This window comes from Polynucleobacter sp. 30F-ANTBAC, assembly GCF_018882385.1.
In the GTDB taxonomy this organism is placed as follows: Bacteria; Pseudomonadota; Gammaproteobacteria; order Burkholderiales; family Burkholderiaceae; genus Polynucleobacter.
Genome location: NZ_JACVON010000001.1, coordinates 1,089,217 through 1,105,453, shown reverse-complemented (window position 1 = coordinate 1,105,453; position 16,237 = coordinate 1,089,217). Strand labels below are relative to the sequence as shown.

Sequence of the window (16,237 nt, the reverse complement as noted above, 5' to 3'; positions counted from 1 at the left end):
CCATGTCTAATATGATTACCTTAGCGCTCTCAAAGGGCCGTATTTTTGATGAAACCTTGCCAATGTTGGCCAAGGCGGGCATTACTGTATCGGAAGACCCTGAGTCTTCTCGTAAATTGATCCTACCAACATCTAGCCCCAATCTTCGTGTGATCATTGTGCGTGCGTCAGATGTGCCGACGTATGTGCAATATGGAGCTGCAGATATTGGCGTTGCTGGCTATGACGTTTTAGCCGAGCATGGCATGGATGGTCTATACGCGCCTATTGATCTGGGTATTGCAAAATGCCGTTTATCGGTTGCAGTACGTGAAGGTTTTGACTACGCTAGTGCAGTCCGCCAAGGTGCACGGTTGAGAGTGGTTACAAAGTATGTTCAGCAAGCACGTGAGCATTTTGCAAATAAAGGCGTTCACGTTGATTTGATCAAACTGTATGGTTCTATGGAATTGGGACCTTTAGTAGGTTTAGCCGATGCGATCGTTGATTTGGTGTCGACGGGCAATACGCTTAAAGCAAATCAGTTGAAAGAAGTTGAAGTCATCGGTGAAATTAGTTCACGCTTGGTTGTAAATCAAGCAGCGTTTAAGCGCCGCCGTGATGAATTACAACCTTTATTGGATGCTTTTGCTAAAGTTTAAATAAGCCAATCAAGATGACAAAATTCACAGTCCGCCAACTCAATAGCCAAGATGCCAACTTTGCAAAAGATTTGAAAAATCTTATGGCATTTTCAGCAGAGGATGATGCGGCTATTGATTCGGCGGCTGCAAAAATTTTGGCGGATGTCCGCAACAGAGGTGACGCTGCTGTATTGGAGTACACCCAAAAGTTTGATCGCATAAATGCCAATCAGGCGAGCTCCGTTAAAGCATTAGAAATTTCAAAAGAAGATTTACTCGCTGCCCTTAATGGCTTGCCCAAAGATCAAAGAGATGCTCTTGAAGCAGCTGCAGCTCGAGTTAAAAGTTACCATGAGCGACAGAAATTAGAGTCGGGTTGCCACAGCTGGGATTACGCCGATGAAGATGGCACGCGCTTGGGGCAAAAAGTAACGCCTCTGGATCGAGCAGGTTTATATGTGCCAGGTGGTAAAGCGGCCTATCCATCTTCTGTTTTGATGAATGCGATTCCTGCCAAAGTGGCTGGTGTTGGTGAAGTGATCATGGTGGTTCCTACACCTGATGGCGTGCGCAATCCTTTGGTGCTTGCCGCAGCTGCTGTGGCAGGTGTGGATCGCGCGTTCACGATTGGTGGTGCGCAAGCTGTTGGTGCTTTGGCTTACGGTACAGAAACTATCCCAGCGGTCGATAAGATTGTTGGTCCAGGTAATGCATATGTGGCGGCAGCAAAGCGTCGAGTATTTGGTACGGTTGGCATTGATATGATTGCAGGACCTTCTGAGATTTTAGTTTTGTGTGATGGCAAAACAAATCCAGATTGGGTCGCGATGGATTTGTTTTCTCAAGCAGAGCATGATGAATTAGCTCAATCGATTTTGCTATGTCCTGATCAAAGTTTTATAGATCAAGTGCAAGCTAGCATCCAAAAGTTTTTACCAGAAATGCCAAGGCAAGCTGTCATTCGCCAATCACTACAAGATCGTGGTGCCATGATTTTGGTGAAAGATATGGCTGAAGCGTGTGAGATTGCCAACTCAATTGCTGCAGAACATTTAGAAATTTCTGCTGAGAACCCTCGTCAATGGGCAGAGTTGATTCGTCATGCTGGCGCTATCTTTATGGGGCCATTCACTAGCGAGTCTTTAGGTGATTATTGCGCAGGTCCTAATCACGTTTTACCCACAATGAGAACAGCTCGTTTCTCGTCACCTTTAGGCGTTTATGATTTCATTAAACGTTCTAGCATGATTGAGGTGAGTGCTGCTGGTGCTCAAAAGCTAGGACAGATTGCTAGTACCCTCGCTCATGGTGAAGGCTTGCAAGCACATGCGCGGGCTGCAGAGTTACGACTCAAGTAGTAATGAATGGTAATCGTAATCGATAACCGACAAGCGACAAGCAAGAAACCAAATCTCTAAATTAAACAAAAGTAATGGCACACAACACGTGTGGCATTACTTTTGGTGATTTGATTTATTACTTATAAAAACTATAAAATGTTGCTTTAAGAGGAGATCAAAATGAATAGCCCTGTATTGAGTAATCTTCAATATGCAAAATCATTGCAGGCAGTTGGCTTTACGGAATCCCAGGCAGAAGCCATTACAGAAGGTGTGGGAACGACTCATCATGCCATGCAAGATTTTGCAACAAAGAAAGAGTTATACGAAGTGAGGGATCAGCTTAATCAAAAAATTGATGATAAGTTTAATTTTTTAAATAGTAAGGTCACACATTTAGAGGAAAAAATAAATTGCATGGCGGATGTTTTGACAAGCAAATTATTTAACCGCCTCGGTGGCTTGATCGTGGCATGCATGTCGATTGGTTTTAGTGCCGTGGTATTCATTATTAAGGGTATTTAATTAATGGATACGTATAAGACTATCAAACGAATGGAGACTGCGGGTATTCCTGAAAATTATGCTGAAGTTATAACAGCAGTTATCAGTGAATCAAGAAGACATTCAGATATTGCTACTAAGGGCGATCTTAAAGAAATGCGTTATGAAATTCATTATGAAATGAAATGTTTGGAGCAGCGTATGACTATCAAGGCTGGCGTATTGGGTGTAGCCATATTTATTATTTCAATGATTAACAATAGGTTTTAAATAAAGGGAAACATGACGAATATGGCTTTGTTGTCAAATTTGACACCTTACTTTAATATAAGGAATATACGTATAAGTAAGGAGTTAATCATGCCTGAGGCAAAAATAACTAGCAAGGGGCAAATAACTATTCCAATACAAGTAAGGCACGATTTGCAACTTGACGTAGGGGATAGCGTAGAGTTTATAAAGGTTGGAGATGGTCGTTATGAGGTCGTTGCAGCAAATGCTCGGATTTCAGACATTAAAGGGATTTTTGAAAAACCAAAGAGAAAAATTAGCCTTGATGAAATGAGAGACGCTGTCATTAAAAAGGCAGCCTTAAAAGTATGATCGGCCTAGATACAAATGTTCTAATTCGCTACATCATGCAAGATGATGTAGCCCAGTCAAAAAAAGCATCATTATTAATCGAAAGCCTCAGAGGGGATAGACTAGGGTATTTTTCAAATATCACTATGGCTGAGGTCGTTTGGGTTCTAGAGTCCTGTTATGAACTCAACAAGCAAGATGTCATTAGAGTGATTGAGGGACTATTAAAAGCGCGAGAAATTAAAAAGGAAAACTCAGAGTTACTCTGGCGAGCGCTTCAATTATTCAAAGAAACAAATGTTGATTACTCTGATTGTTTAATTTCCGTGATATCAAGCAATGACGGCTGCACGGAAACATTTACATTTGACAAGAAAGCTAGCAAGCTCTCAGGAATGACTTTACTTTAAAAAGTCCTTTAAGTTTTTCACTAACATGGCGCACTGCTCATCCGTACCAATCGTGATTCTTAAATACTGATCAATGCGTGCCATTTTGAAATGGCGAACAATGATGTGTTTTTCACGCAAGACCGCAGCAATTTCTGCGGCATCTTTTTCAGGATGTTTCGTGAAAACAAAATTAGCGTGTGATGGAATGGTTTGAAAACCGAGTTGGCTGAGATCCTCGATGAGAGTTTCTCGGGTCTGAACAACCGCTTTGCTAATTCTCTTGAGGTAGTCTTGGTCATCAATAGCGGCGATGGCGCCTGCCATCGCTAGCTTATCAATCGGGTAAGAGTTAAAACTATTTTTAACCCGTTCTAGTGCTTCAATGAGATCAGGGTGACCCACGGCATACCCCACTCGCAGTCCAGCTAATGCATAAGATTTTGAGAGGGTGTGAGTGATTAATAAATTCGGGAACTCATTCACCAAATCAACGGCTGATTCTGTGCCGTAATCAACATAGGCTTGATCAATGACGATGACACTTTCAGTATTGGCTTGAAGTAGCGCTTTAATTTGTCCCAATGCCAATGCTTTGCCAGTTGGAGCATTCGGGTTGGGGAAAATAATGCCCCCATTTTTGCCATTATTTTTCTGAATGTAGTCGGTTATATCAATTGAGAAGTTTTCGGTTAAAGGAATCGTTTCAAAGGCGATGTCGTACAGATTGCAATAAACCGGGTAAAAGCTGTAGGTGATATCCGGAAAAAGAATAGGGTGGTCTTGTTTGAGTAGCCCTAGAAAAGCGTGGGCCAATACTTCATCGGAGCCATTGCCAACAAATACTTGATTGGCTTGAAGGTTATGGATTTTGGCAATCGATTGTTTTAAAGCATCTGAATTTGGGTCTGGATACAGGCGAAGCGCATCATTATTGGCAGCGGCAATGGCCATGAGTACTTTTGGAGACGGTCCATAAGGGCTCTCATTGGTGTTGAGCTTGATCAATTGGCTTAATTTGGGCTGTTCCCCGGGTACGTAAGGGGTCAAATTTTTAACAGTTTTGCTCCAAAATCGGCTCATCTTGATGTCTTACCTTGTTTTCTGAATGTTTTTTCGATGGTTTTTAGCTAATTTCTTTAAGAATCAGCGTGTTCAAGAGATTACCACGGGGTGGAATTTCATGAGGACGGTGATATTATGACGATATGCGCCAAGTAGATGTCACAAGAAACACGTCCGAGACTCAAATTCAGATTGCCCTCAATTTAGATGGCACGGGTCAAGCTCAACTTAATTCTGGGGTTCCTTTCCTAGATCATATGCTCGATCAGATCGCCCGACACGGGATGATTGATTTGGCAGTGACTGCAAAAGGAGATACCCATATTGATGATCACCACACGGTTGAAGATGTCGGCATTACGCTAGGTCAAGCTATCGCTAAAGCAGTGGGCGATAAAAAGGGTATCACCCGTTATGGCCATTCTTATGTGCCATTGGATGAAACCTTGTCGCGAGTGGTTGTCGATTTTTCAGGTCGTCCAGGTTTAGAGTTCCATGTGCCTTTCACGCGTGCTCGTGTGGGAGATTTTGATGTGGATCTCACGATTGAATTTTTCCGCGGATTTGTGAATCACGCTGGCGTCACTTTGCACATTGATAATTTGCGTGGCATCAATGCTCACCATCAAGTGGAGACGGTTTTTAAAGCCTTCGGTCGTGCTTTACGCATGGCTCTAGAGTTGGATCCACGTGCGAGCGGTGTTGTGCCATCAACCAAAGGCAGCTTGTAAGCCACTCACTTTAATTATCTTTTGTAATCAAAGCATATCTTGTCTAAAAATTCACCGAGTATTGCTATTGTTGATTACGGCATGGGTAATTTGCGGTCTGTCGCTCAGGCTTTAATGCATGCTGCCCCAGAGGCAAAGATTGTGATTGCATCCAATGCCGACCAAATTAAATCTGCGGATAAAGTAGTTCTGCCTGGCCAAGGGGCAATGCCGGATTGCATGACGCATTTAAGAGAGTCTGGTTTATTGGAGGCTGTTTTAGACGCTGTGAAAACCAAACCTATGTTGGGTGTTTGTGTGGGCGAACAAATGCTCTTTGACAGCAGTACGGAAGTTCGTTTCGATGCACCTGCTGGCACCGATTTAACTCCTGGTTTGGGGTTATTGCCTGGCAAAGTGATTCGTTTTGATTTGGCTGGTAAAAATCAAGCAGACGGTTCACACTTCAAGGTGCCCCATATGGGCTGGAATCAGGTTCAGCAAGTTAAAGCCCATCCGCTTTGGGACGGCATTCCGGATAACAGCAGCTTTTATTTTGTGCATAGCTACTATGCAGTGCCTGACAATTCAGCACATACTGTAGGTGCAACTGATTACGGTACTTTATTTACTTGTGCAGTGGCTAAAGAGAATATTTTTGCAACGCAGTTTCACCCAGAAAAAAGCGCACAATTGGGCTTACGTTTGTATCAGAACTTCACACGTTGGCAGCCTTAAGTAGAAATCTTTTAATCAACCTTTATTTATTACTTATCTAATTCATCATGTTGTTAATTCCAGCTATTGATCTTAAACAAGGGCACTGTGTTCGCTTAGAGCAAGGTGATATGGATAAAGTAACAACCTTCTCTGAAGATCCAGGTGCCATGGCAAAACATTGGGTTGATCAAGGTGCACGACGTTTGCACTTGGTGGATCTTGATGGGGCGTTTGCAGGTAAGCCTAAAAATGAATCAGCGATCAAATCTATTTTGAAAGCGGTTGGTAGCGATATACCCGTGCAATTGGGCGGTGGTATTCGTGATCTTGAAACAATTGAGCGTTTATTGGATGACGGCATCACGTATGTGATTATTGGCACAGCGGCCGTTAAAAATCCAGGCTTCTTGCAAGATGCATGCGTCGCATTCCCAGGGCACATCATCGTTGGTTTGGATGCCAAAGAGGGCAAAGTTGCTACCGATGGCTGGAGTAAGTTAACAGGGCATGAAGTCACTGACTTGGCTAAGAAATACGAAGACTATGGTGTTGAAGCCATTATCTATACCGACATTGGTCGCGATGGTATGTTGCAAGGTATCAATATGGATGCCACGGTTAAGTTAGCTCAAGCCGTTAACATTCCGATCATTGCCAGTGGTGGTCTGACGAATATGAACGATATTGATGCTTTATGTGCTGCTGAGCCTGAAGGTGTGATGGGTGTGATTGCAGGCCGTGCTATTTACACAGGTGATTTGAAATTAGCAGAAGCGCAAAAATATGCGGATCAAAAAAGCGCTAAGTAAAAAATAAAAGTAATTAAAAGAAACTTAAAGAAAAGTAATTAACCAATGCTCTCTAAAAGAATTATTCCCTGTTTAGATGTCACAGCCGGTCGAGTTGTGAAGGGGGTTAATTTTGTTGAATTAAGAGATGCGGGTGATCCGGTTGAAATTGCCAAGCGGTATGACGATCAGGGCGCCGATGAGATTACATTTTTGGATATCACTGCGACTTCCGATGAGCGAGATTTAATTCTGCACATCATTGAAGATGTCGCCTCTCAAGTATTTATTCCTTTGACCGTGGGTGGTGGTGTTAGAGAAGTAGCAGATGTGCGCCGCTTGTTAAATGCCGGCGCTGATAAAGTTGGGATGAACTCTGCTGCTGTGGCCAATCCAGATCTAGTTTCGGATGCCGCTGCTAAGTATGGTTCTCAATGCATTGTGGTGGCCATTGATGCAAAGCAGACTCAGCCTGGTTTATGGGAAGTCTTCACGCATGGCGGTCGGAAAAATACCGGGATTAACGCCATAGCTTGGGCGATGGAGGTGGCCAAGCGCGGTGCTGGTGAAATACTATTAACCAGTATGGACCGTGATGGCACTAAAAATGGATTTGATTTGGAGCTGACTCGCGCTGTGAGTGATGCCGTATCCGTACCCGTGATTGCATCCGGTGGTGTTGGTAATTTGCAGCATTTAGTGGATGGCATCACGCAAGGTCATGCCGATGCTGTTTTAGCTGCGAGCATTTTCCATTTTGGTGAATATACGGTGGGGCAGGCTAAGCAACTTATGGCAGAGCAAGGCATTCCTGTTCGCTTATAAAAACAGACCAAATAGAACAAGCCGAACAAATAGAAAAGCAGAATAAAACAAATGAGCTCACCGAATAATTCAGATTGGTTGTCGCAAGTGACTTGGAATGATCAAGGCTTGGTGGCCGTGATTGCACAAGAAGCCGATACAGGTGATGTGTTGATGATGGCATGGATGAACCGCGAGTCTTTGCAATTAACTCTAGAAAAAGGTGAGGCAGTTTATTGGTCGCGCTCTAGAAAAAAGATTTGGCATAAAGGTGAAGAGTCTGGTCACGTGCAGATCGTGAAAAGTATTCACTTGGATTGCGATGGCGATACGATTTTGATCAAGGTTGATCAAAGGGATCGTATTGCTTGCCATACCGGCGCTCACAGTTGTTTCTTTCTAGATTTAGAAAAAACACCGACAGGACCTGTCTGGAAGAAGTAGTTTAGAGTTTCTTAATTATTTAAATAAAGACCGAACAATGACTGATCCAATCAACGAAGCTAAGGGAAACTCCATGGATGCGATTCAACGCTTGGCAGATGTTGTTGATGCTCGTAAAGCAGATTTTTTGGCGGGTAAGGCTGATCCAGAAGTTTCTTATATTGCTAAGTTATTCAGTAAGGGTGATGACGCCATTCTGAAAAAGATTGGTGAAGAAGCTGCTGAAACAGTGATGGCGGCAAAAGATAGCCGTTTTGGCCAAATGGCTCCTGAACTTCAATCCAAACTAGTGGGTGAGATTGCCGATCTTTGGTTCCATTGTTTTGTGGCTTTATCGCAATTCAATTTAAGACCCGAGGATGTAATTGCTGAATTAGAGCGTCGTGAGGGTGTTTCGGGGATTGCTGAAAAAGCTGCCAGAAAACCATAATCCATTAACAGCATTTTTTAAAGCCATGAGCCAAAACCATTCAGAGAACTGCATCTTTTGTAAGATTGTGGCAGGTCAGATTCCGAGTAAAAAAGTCTACGAGGATGAGGAAATGTATGCCTTCCATGACATTAATCCTTCAGCTCCGGTCCATTTTTTAATGATTCCTAAGCGACATTTTGCAAATTTAATGGATGCATCTAGCGCAGATGAGGCATTACTGGGTAGAATGATGGCAATTGCACCGCGCCTTGCTTCTGAGCAAGGATGCCGCCCTGGCGACACCGGGGGCTTTCGTGTGATGGTCAATAATGGAGTAGATGGTGGCCAAGAGGTTTACCATCTGCATATACATGTGATGGGTGGCCCCCGTCCATGGAATAAAAACTAATTAGGAGCAGTCTCATGGGTTCATTTAGCGTTTGGCATTGGATTATTGTTTTGGTGATCGTTCTCTTGGTATTCGGTACTAAGAAATTACGTAACATCGGTTCAGACCTTGGTGGTGCAGTGAAGGGTTTCAAAGATGGTATGAAGAATGGCGAAGAGAAGCCTGCCGACACAGCTATTGCAAACCAAGCTGCTGCTGATGGCAAAACAGTTGATGTGCAAGCCAAGGATGTGAATAAGGCGTAAGCCTTTAGCCATCAGGCACCTGATGGCTATCACTTCCATCACATATAAAGTTCATTTGACATGATCGATCTTGGTGTTTCCAAGCTCGCCCTCATTGCGGTAGTTGCATTGGTGGTGATTGGTCCTGAGCGTCTACCCAAGGTGGCGCGCATGGCTGGTAATTTGCTGGGTCGTGCGCAACGCTACATGGCTGAAGTGAAGTCCGAGGTCAATCGTCAAGTCGAGTTAGATGAGTTGAAGAAAATGCAGGAAGCTGCTACCTCGGCCATGAAAGATGTGCAGTCGAGTGTGAATCAAGTGGAGTCAGGATTATCGGATATTGGTAGAAATATCAATGATGCAGTTTCCGATCAAAGCTTTGAAGATTTTGGCTATAACGACTACGGCATTCGTGAGCCTAAGACAAATGTTCGTCAAGGCCGTAGCAGTTGGGGTGTCAAAAAAGCAGCGATGCCACAGTGGTACAAGCGCAGCGCTGGTGTTAAGACCAGAGTTCAATCGGGTGCTGCACGAGTCAAGCGTTTTAGACGAGCAGCGGCTCAACAGCGCACACCCAAGTCTTTTTTCTAAATTCGACGTACAAATAGAAATAATTTAAAAGATGACGCAGAACGCCAGTCAAGATTCTAAAAATACTGATCCTGAGAAGGATGATGGTATTCAAGAAACCTTTCTTTCTCATTTGTTTGAGTTACGCGATCGTTTAATTAAAGCAGTAGGTGCTTTGTTATTTGTTTTCTTGTGCTTGGTATATTGGGCGCCAGATATCTTCCATCTTTTTTCTAAGCCACTTTTAGATGCATTACCTAATGGCGGCAGAATGATTGTGACGGATGTCACAGGTTCTTTCTTTGTACCCATGAAAGTAACCATGTTGGTTGCTTTCTTAGGTGCCTTACCCTTCATCATGTATCAAATCTGGTCTTTCATTGCGCCTGGTTTATATAGCCACGAGCGTCGCTTGATTATTCCCATTGTGACCAGTAGTTATGTGTTGTTTATTTCAGGTATGGCATTTGCCTACTTTTTAGTATTTCCAACAGTCTTTCAGTTCATGGCGCATTACAACGCACCATTGGGTGCTGATATGGCAACGGATATTGATAAATATTTAAGCTTTGCAATGACAACCTTTTTGGCTTTTGGTTTAACTTTTGAAGTGCCAGTGGTCGTGGTTGTATTGGTGAAGCTGGGGATGGTCAGAATTAAAAAGCTCAAAGAGATCCGTCCTTACATTATTGTGGGCGCCTTTGTGATTGCTGCTGTTGTGACGCCTCCAGATGTTCTTTCTCAACTTTTGTTGGCGGTTCCTCTTTGCATACTGTATGAGCTAGGTATTATTGTTGCCAGATTCTACGAAGCCAAGCTCGATCCAGAAGATGAAGCTGCTGAGGCTGCCGAAGCGAATAAAGCTTAATTGTTGACTAGTTAGCTAACTAAGTCTTCAAGTCCTCGGCATCATCGTCTTGATCATCTAACTCCTCCATCGATACATCGAGTGTCTGCATGAGTTTTTCTAAGCGATAGCGACGCTGCCTTAAATTGCCCTCATCAATGATGTGATTGCTAAAGACATTTGCAAATGCTTTGCTTGCCATCATCAATGCTTTGCGCTGTTCTAGGGTTTCAATCAGGATGAGTTTAGGTACGGAGCGCGGTAGATGTGCTCTGATATCAATGACGGCACCATGTTCATGTTGAACGCTAGCGATATCCGTTAAAAGAAGTTCGGCTTTGGATAGATTGAGTTGATTTGCAACGATCACCCGATGACAGATTAATAACATATCGCCTGTAAAACGATGCGTACCTTCAGATAGGGCTTTGTTGCTTGCCAGTGCGATGCTGCTCCAACGATTCTTATCCGCATGAGGGCAACTGATCATCACTTTAGATAGCAGTTCTTGTGCAGCAACAACACCTTGTTGTGCTGCATGCCAAATCCAATACGAAGCTTGCATCCCCTCAATGTCTTCATCAATCTGGCTGCGCTTGCGCCATAGGGCGGCACCTTTACGATACTGGGCATCTGGATGACCTAAGTCTGCTGCTTTATCAAAGTATTGATCACTATCTTCCGCACTGTAGCCGGAGTATTGCGGCATACGATTAATAAGCCCCAAGGCATACCATGCATCGCGTTCACCTTTATTGGCTGCTTGCTTTAACCAATAAACCGCTCGCTTAAGTCGTGCATTACCACTTGATAACGCATCAGGAGTAGAGGCTCCTGAAGAGTCAGAGCTAGAGAGTTCATCAGGCTGAGTAGATCGAGTATCAGTGTCAGCAGCTACAACAGTTGCCACGTCTTTTAGATTTAGTTTAGCTAAGCGAAGACCCAATGCCAATTGAGCGGGGGTGTAGGCTAACTCTGCAGCAATTTCTAAAGCATCCGTATCGCCAAGGTGTTGCCATGCAGCCCAATACAGCAAGGTATGCTCAGCAAGAGGTTTCTTGGATGTTAATAATTGCGGCAAATGCACTTTAAGAGCCGGTACTAAATCCGCATCGATGTTATTGGCAAAAGAGGTGAGGCTGGATAAGCCAACGCTATTTGCTTGTATCGCTAAACCAATCATGATCTTTTTAGACCGAGCTACATCTAGAACCCCCAAGCGCCCATCTTGCAAACAATGCGACAGTACTATCTGTGCAGCACTTTGGTCTTCAAATGAAGATAGATCGGCTAGTTCTTCAAGATAGCGTTGGGCATGGACTTTAAAACTTTCCATGCCGCCAGCATCCGCCCAATGCTTATCGGTCATCTGTGCAAATGCCATGGCAGTGATGGGGTTTGAAGAAATGCGTTGTTTACTCAAGCTAAAGTGCGCCACCACCTGGGCAACCAGCCATCTAGCGCGACTATGACCGGCATGTGAAGCATGTAATAGGCACTTCCAAGCAAAGGGCGCATGCTCTGGCGAGAGGCTGGCTGATAGATCGAGATGATCCGCCAATAATTTAGAAATATCTTCAATAAATCCGATACTTAGGGAAGCTTTCTCAAGCCATAACAAAGCATTTTGGGTGTTTTTAGGCACTCCATCGCTTCCAAGTAGGTAAATTTCACCTAATTTCTGTTGCGCAAAAGCATCACCTGATCGGGCTGCTTTCATAATTTTCAGGAAATCTCTACTTGCCATATGACAAATCCACCATATTTATTAGGGTTAATATGTATTTAACACCTAATTTCCCTTGAAATACAGGTAAAAGAATTTAGTTTGTTGCGCAGATGCAACACTAGTTCTAAAACTTCTAAAAATCGACAGAACTAAAGGGGTGTAGACCCACAAGCACTTAATAAGTGCCATACACAAGGAGCAATATGCCTAGGTCCCTAGAAGAACTAGGTACGTTTATTTCACATTATTTGGAGATTTACGAATGAAAAAATTATTAATCGCAACAGCAGCATTAGCAATGGTAGCTGGTACAGCACAAGCTCAGTCATCAGTAACTGCTTACGGTATCTTGGATATCGGTTACTCTGATCTTTCAACAACAGCTGCTTCAGCTGCTGGTGCAGCAGTTGGTGCAACAACAGATACAAAAGGTATCAACGCTGGTTCTGGTTTGTCATCTTCACGTTTAGGTTTCAAGGGTACTGAAGACCTAGGTGGTGGCTTGACAGCTGGTTTCGTTTACGAGTTAGGAATTACAGCAGAAAACGCAACAACTGCTCACTCAACACGTCAAGCTTTAGTTTCATTGGCTTCTAAGAGTGTTGGTTCTTTGAATTTCGGTCGTGGTAACACACTAGGTAAGAACCATAACGATGGCTTCTCAGCTTTCGGTGGTGGTGCTTCATTTGAGCAAGGTGCTGTTGCATTTGAAGTAACTCGTGGTAAGGCTTTGGCTGATGCAACTGCAACAAAGACTAACGGTATTGTTGACCGTGCTTCAAACCAAGCTACTTATGTTTCTCCAAGCTTTGGTGGTGTAACTCTTTCAGCTCAGTTAGTTGCTAAGTCAGTTGACTCAGACGCTGCTGCTAAAGCTGGTGAGACATCATCAAGTGGTACTGCATTCCAGTTGGCATATGCTGGTAACGGCTTCACAGCTGCTTACACACGTTCTGATTTAGATACAGAAGTTGAAGCTGTAGCTGCAGTCGCAAATACATCAACAGCAGTTGGTGGTTCATTGGGTTCAGCAGCTGTTGCAGCTTCTAAATCAGAGACAAAACTTGACCAGTTTGGTGCAACTTACACAATGGGCGGTTTCAAAGTGTTCGGTTTGTACAACACAGTTAAGTACAAAGCTACTGTTACAACAGCAGAAGCTGAAAACAAAGGCTATGACATCGGTGCTACATACACAATGGGTAAAACAACATTGTTAGCATCTGTTGGTGATGGCGAAATGACAACTGCAGCTGGTGCAACAACTGATGTAACTGGTTACCAAGCTCAAGTTCGTTACGCTCTAAGCGGCCGTACTACTGCTTACGCTCTATACGGTAAGACAGAGTACAAGCAAGCTACAACTGGTGAGTCAGATGTAACTATGATTGGTGTACGTCACTCATTCTAATTTAACGCTGGCCTAGCCAGTTTTAAATAGATAGTGTTGAAACCCACTCTTCGGAGTGGGTTTTTTCATTTGCGATTTTACTTTTATCTTTTTCTTTATTTATTCAGTATTTGATTAGGGTCGTGGCTTTTTCCCCAATCTAGGGCATACCCATCTACTTTTATTACCTGAAATCTGCTAAAAAGGATAAATCTAGCTTTCTGCCTGATTAAGGGTGTTTTGCTGGGTTTTTAATAACAATGAAGGAGTATTCATGAAAAAGAATTTATTAGTAGCAGCATTGCTAGGTTTGGGTGTAATTGCCTCTGCACAAGCAGATACATTGGCTAAGATTAAGTCATCAAGTGCTGTAACAATGGGTGTGCGTGAGTCTTCAGGCGCTTTGTCATACACAGTAGGTGACGGCAAGTACGCTGGTTACCATGTAGAGATCTGCCAACGTGTGTTGGGCGATGTTCAAAAGCAATTAAAGTTAAACAAGCTTGATATCAAGTATCAAGCTGTAACGTCACAAAACCGTTTGCCATTGGTTGTTAACGGCACAGTGGATATCGAGTGTGGCTCAACAACAAACAATGCTACTCGTCAAAAAGACGTGGCATTTGCGGTAACAACATATGTTGAAGAAGTACGTATTGCTACTAAAGCTAACTCTGGCATTACTTCTTTGGCTCAGTTAGCTGGTAAGAAAGTTGCTACAACAACAGGTACAACATCTGTTCAGTTGCTACGTAAGCACGAGCGTGCTAACAATGTGAACTTTGAAGAAGTATTTGGTAAAGATCACGCTGACAGCTTCTTGTTGTTAGAGTCTGGCCGTGCTGATGCATTTGTGATGGACGGTTCTATTTTGGCCGGTAACATTGCTAACGCTAAAAACCCAGCAGATTTCAAGATTGTTGGTGAAGTGATTGCAGTTGAGCCAATCGCCATCATGATCCGTAAAGATGACCCAGCTTTCAAGAAATCTGTTGATGACAGCATCAAGAAGATGATGAAAGACGGTACTTTAGCTAAGTTGTGGGATAAGTGGTTCTTACAACCAATTCCACCAAAAGGTAACAAAGTTGGTTTAGCGTTGTCTGCAAGTACTAAAGAAGCTTGGGCTAATCCAAATGACAAGCCTGCTGAAGAGTACGCAAAGAAATAAAAGTAGTAAAAGTAATAAAAAGTGAAATAATTCCCTAACTAAGTCGTATGAAAGAAAATTATTAGATGTCTTGGAATTGGGAAGTATTTTGTAAAAGCACTTTAGAAGAAGATTTCTCCCCTGTATGTTTTGGTACAGGTGGAGAAATCACTTATCTAGATTGGATGTTGTCAGCTTGGGGTTGGACCATTTCGGTTTCAGCTTTAGGTTTAGTTGTTGCGATGGTTCTAGGTATCCTGATGGGCACCCTCCGAACCTTGCCGCCAGACACTTTATTAACTCGCGCTTTGGCCACTCTTGGCAACGCATGGGTAGAGTTATTCAGAAACATTCCTGTACTGGTCCAGGTGTTTCTTTGGTACCACGTCTTGCCAGCATTTTTCCCGGTGATGAAAGGCTTCTCTTCATTTATCTTGGTTAGCCTTGCTTTGGGCTTCTTTACCTCATCTCGTATTGCTGAACAGGTCAGAGCCGGTATTGGGGCTTTGCCACGAGGGCAGCGTTTTGCTGCCATGGCCATGGGTTTGAGTACAGTGCAATCGTATCGTTATGTGATTTTGCCGATGGCATTGCGGATTGTGATTCCGCCATTGACGTCAGAGTCGATGAATATCATTAAAAACTCTTCTGTAGCATTTGCTGTTTCTGTTGCCGAGCTCACGCTATTTGCGATGCAAGCGCAAGAAGAGACCTCTCGAGGTATTGAAATTTATTTGGGTGTGACAGCACTCTACGTTGTGTCAGCACTTACGGTGAACCGTGTCATGGCTTTGATTGAGTCAAAGACAAGAGTTCCAGGCTTTATCGTGACCGCCAGTAGCGGCGGACACTAAAAGGAAGATGAGCCTATGAATATCGATCTTTCTTTTTATAGCTGGGAACTGATTAGTAGTTACGTTCTTAGCGGTTTTATTTTTAGTGTTCAGCTAACTGTTATTGCTACAGTCGGCGGCATTTTCTTTGGCACGCTTTTAGCGCTGATGCGTTTATCAGGTAAACCATTTTTAGCTATTCCTGCTGCAGCTTACGTGAACATGATGCGCTCGATCCCCTTGGTCATGGTGATCCTATGGTTCTTCCTATTGATGCCAACAATTTTGGGTCGACCAATTGGCGCCGAAGCTTCAGCGATTATTACGTTTATTGCATTTGAAGCAGCCTTCTTTTGCGAGATCATGCGCTCAGGCATTCAGTCAATATCAAGAGGTCAAGTTCATGCAGGCCAAGCAATGGGTATGACTTATTCGCAAAATATGCGTTTAATCATATTGCCTCAAGCTTTCCGCAACATGATTCCTGTGCTGCTCACTCAAACCATTATCTTGTTCCAAGATACATCCTTGGTTTATGCCATCGGTGCATATGACATGCTCAAAGGTTTTGAGGTGGCAGGTAAAAACTTTGGTCGTCCGATTGAGACTTATTTAGCAGCGGCAGTAATCTATTTCTTGATTTGCTTTAGCTTATCTAAGTTGGTCAGAGTATTGCAGCAACGTGTCGCGATTATTCGTTAATA

Annotated in this window: 22 protein-coding genes; 20 read left to right on the top strand and 2 right to left on the bottom strand. The window is 43.4% G+C overall.

Features of this window, described 5'->3' with window-relative positions; translation table 11 throughout:
• The first annotated feature begins 2 nt into the window (after window positions 1-2).
• The 6 genes from hisG (at window position 3) to ICN28_RS05220 (ending at window position 3,459) form a co-directional block, all read left to right on the top strand.
• A complete protein-coding gene (gene hisG / locus ICN28_RS05245) occupies window positions 3-641 on the top strand; it encodes an ATP phosphoribosyltransferase (protein WP_216286711.1) in 639 nt (212 codons plus the stop codon).
• 14 nt (window positions 642-655) lie between these two features.
• Window positions 656-1,981, top strand: coding sequence for a histidinol dehydrogenase (hisD, locus tag ICN28_RS05240; RefSeq protein ID WP_216286710.1), 1,326 nt, complete (start codon window positions 656-658; stop codon window positions 1,979-1,981).
• Between the two features lie 162 nt (window positions 1,982-2,143).
• Window positions 2,144-2,488, top strand: coding sequence for a CCDC90 family protein (locus ICN28_RS05235; RefSeq protein WP_216286709.1), 345 nt, complete (start codon window positions 2,144-2,146; stop codon window positions 2,486-2,488).
• 3 nt (window positions 2,489-2,491) lie between these two features.
• Window positions 2,492-2,737: a hypothetical protein gene (locus tag ICN28_RS05230; RefSeq protein ID WP_216286708.1), complete on the top strand. Its 246-nt coding sequence runs from the start codon at window positions 2,492-2,494 to the stop codon at window positions 2,735-2,737.
• Window positions 2,738-2,827: 90 nt separating this feature from the next.
• Window positions 2,828-3,070, top strand: coding sequence for an AbrB/MazE/SpoVT family DNA-binding domain-containing protein (locus ICN28_RS05225; protein ID WP_216286707.1), 243 nt, complete (start codon window positions 2,828-2,830; stop codon window positions 3,068-3,070).
• Complete coding sequence (locus ICN28_RS05220) at window positions 3,067-3,459, top strand: PIN domain-containing protein (protein WP_216286706.1); 393 nt, start codon at window positions 3,067-3,069, stop codon at window positions 3,457-3,459. Before ICN28_RS05225 ends, ICN28_RS05220 begins: the two co-directional genes overlap by 4 nt.
• Here ICN28_RS05220 and hisC read toward each other — a convergent pair.
• A complete protein-coding gene (gene hisC, locus ICN28_RS05215) occupies window positions 3,451-4,521 on the bottom strand; it encodes a histidinol-phosphate transaminase (RefSeq protein WP_216286704.1) in 1,071 nt (356 codons plus the stop codon). The two genes, ICN28_RS05220 and hisC, sit on opposite strands and share 9 nt — an antisense overlap.
• Window positions 4,522-4,646: 125 nt before the next feature.
• Here hisC and hisB point away from each other — a divergent pair, with 125 nt between their 5' ends.
• From hisB to tatC, 10 genes are read left to right on the top strand one after another with little or no spacing between them, the layout of a single operon-like run.
• Entirely contained in the window at window positions 4,647-5,234 is a 588-nt protein-coding gene (gene hisB, locus ICN28_RS05210) for an imidazoleglycerol-phosphate dehydratase HisB (protein WP_216286702.1), read from the top strand.
• Between the two features lie 39 nt (window positions 5,235-5,273).
• Entirely contained in the window at window positions 5,274-5,951 is a 678-nt protein-coding gene (gene hisH / locus ICN28_RS05205; protein ID WP_255536123.1) for an imidazole glycerol phosphate synthase subunit HisH, read from the top strand.
• Between the two features lie 47 nt (window positions 5,952-5,998).
• Window positions 5,999-6,742, top strand: a complete 744-nt coding sequence (gene hisA / locus ICN28_RS05200) for a 1-(5-phosphoribosyl)-5-[(5-phosphoribosylamino)methylideneamino]imidazole-4-carboxamide isomerase (RefSeq protein WP_216286700.1) — start codon at window positions 5,999-6,001, stop codon at window positions 6,740-6,742.
• 45 nt (window positions 6,743-6,787) lie between these two features.
• Window positions 6,788-7,546, top strand: a complete 759-nt coding sequence (hisF, locus tag ICN28_RS05195) for an imidazole glycerol phosphate synthase subunit HisF (protein ID WP_216286698.1) — start codon at window positions 6,788-6,790, stop codon at window positions 7,544-7,546.
• Between the two features lie 51 nt (window positions 7,547-7,597).
• Window positions 7,598-7,969 (top strand): phosphoribosyl-AMP cyclohydrolase, encoded by a 372-nt coding sequence (gene hisI, locus ICN28_RS05190; RefSeq protein ID WP_216286696.1) that lies wholly within the window; start codon window positions 7,598-7,600, stop codon window positions 7,967-7,969.
• Between the two features lie 37 nt (window positions 7,970-8,006).
• A complete protein-coding gene (locus ICN28_RS05185; protein ID WP_216286694.1) occupies window positions 8,007-8,399 on the top strand; it encodes a phosphoribosyl-ATP diphosphatase in 393 nt (130 codons plus the stop codon).
• A 25-nt stretch (window positions 8,400-8,424) separates the two neighbouring features.
• Window positions 8,425-8,790 (top strand): histidine triad nucleotide-binding protein, encoded by a 366-nt coding sequence (locus ICN28_RS05180; protein WP_216286692.1) that lies wholly within the window; start codon window positions 8,425-8,427, stop codon window positions 8,788-8,790.
• 14 nt (window positions 8,791-8,804) lie between these two features.
• Window positions 8,805-9,035: a Sec-independent protein translocase subunit TatA gene (gene tatA / locus ICN28_RS05175; protein WP_216286690.1), complete on the top strand. Its 231-nt coding sequence runs from the start codon at window positions 8,805-8,807 to the stop codon at window positions 9,033-9,035.
• 60 nt (window positions 9,036-9,095) lie between these two features.
• Window positions 9,096-9,605 carry a Sec-independent protein translocase protein TatB gene (gene tatB / locus ICN28_RS05170; RefSeq protein ID WP_216286688.1) on the top strand — a complete coding sequence of 170 codons (510 nt, stop codon included), beginning with the start codon at window positions 9,096-9,098 and terminating at the stop codon, window positions 9,603-9,605.
• Window positions 9,606-9,636: 31 nt separating this feature from the next.
• Entirely contained in the window at window positions 9,637-10,452 is an 816-nt protein-coding gene (gene tatC, locus ICN28_RS05165; RefSeq protein WP_216286686.1) for a twin-arginine translocase subunit TatC, read from the top strand.
• A 19-nt stretch (window positions 10,453-10,471) separates the two neighbouring features.
• Here tatC and ICN28_RS05160 read toward each other — a convergent pair whose 3' ends face one another.
• Window positions 10,472-12,178, bottom strand: coding sequence for a tetratricopeptide repeat protein (locus ICN28_RS05160; protein ID WP_216286685.1), 1,707 nt, complete (start codon window positions 12,176-12,178; stop codon window positions 10,472-10,474).
• A 244-nt stretch (window positions 12,179-12,422) separates the two neighbouring features.
• Here ICN28_RS05160 and ICN28_RS05155 point away from each other — a divergent pair, with 244 nt between their 5' ends.
• The 4 genes from ICN28_RS05155 to ICN28_RS05140 all read left to right on the top strand — a co-directional run bounded on the left by ICN28_RS05155 (window position 12,423) and on the right by ICN28_RS05140 (window position 16,235).
• Window positions 12,423-13,571 carry a porin gene (locus tag ICN28_RS05155; protein WP_216286684.1) on the top strand — a complete coding sequence of 383 codons (1,149 nt, stop codon included), beginning with the start codon at window positions 12,423-12,425 and terminating at the stop codon, window positions 13,569-13,571.
• Between the two features lie 253 nt (window positions 13,572-13,824).
• A complete protein-coding gene (locus ICN28_RS05150; protein ID WP_216286683.1) occupies window positions 13,825-14,721 on the top strand; it encodes an amino acid ABC transporter substrate-binding protein in 897 nt (298 codons plus the stop codon).
• A gap of 65 nt (window positions 14,722-14,786) precedes the next feature.
• Window positions 14,787-15,554, top strand: coding sequence for an amino acid ABC transporter permease (locus tag ICN28_RS05145; RefSeq protein WP_216286682.1), 768 nt, complete (start codon window positions 14,787-14,789; stop codon window positions 15,552-15,554).
• Between the two features lie 15 nt (window positions 15,555-15,569).
• Entirely contained in the window at window positions 15,570-16,235 is a 666-nt protein-coding gene (locus ICN28_RS05140) for an amino acid ABC transporter permease (protein ID WP_216286681.1), read from the top strand.
• Window positions 16,236-16,237 lie beyond the last annotated feature (2 nt).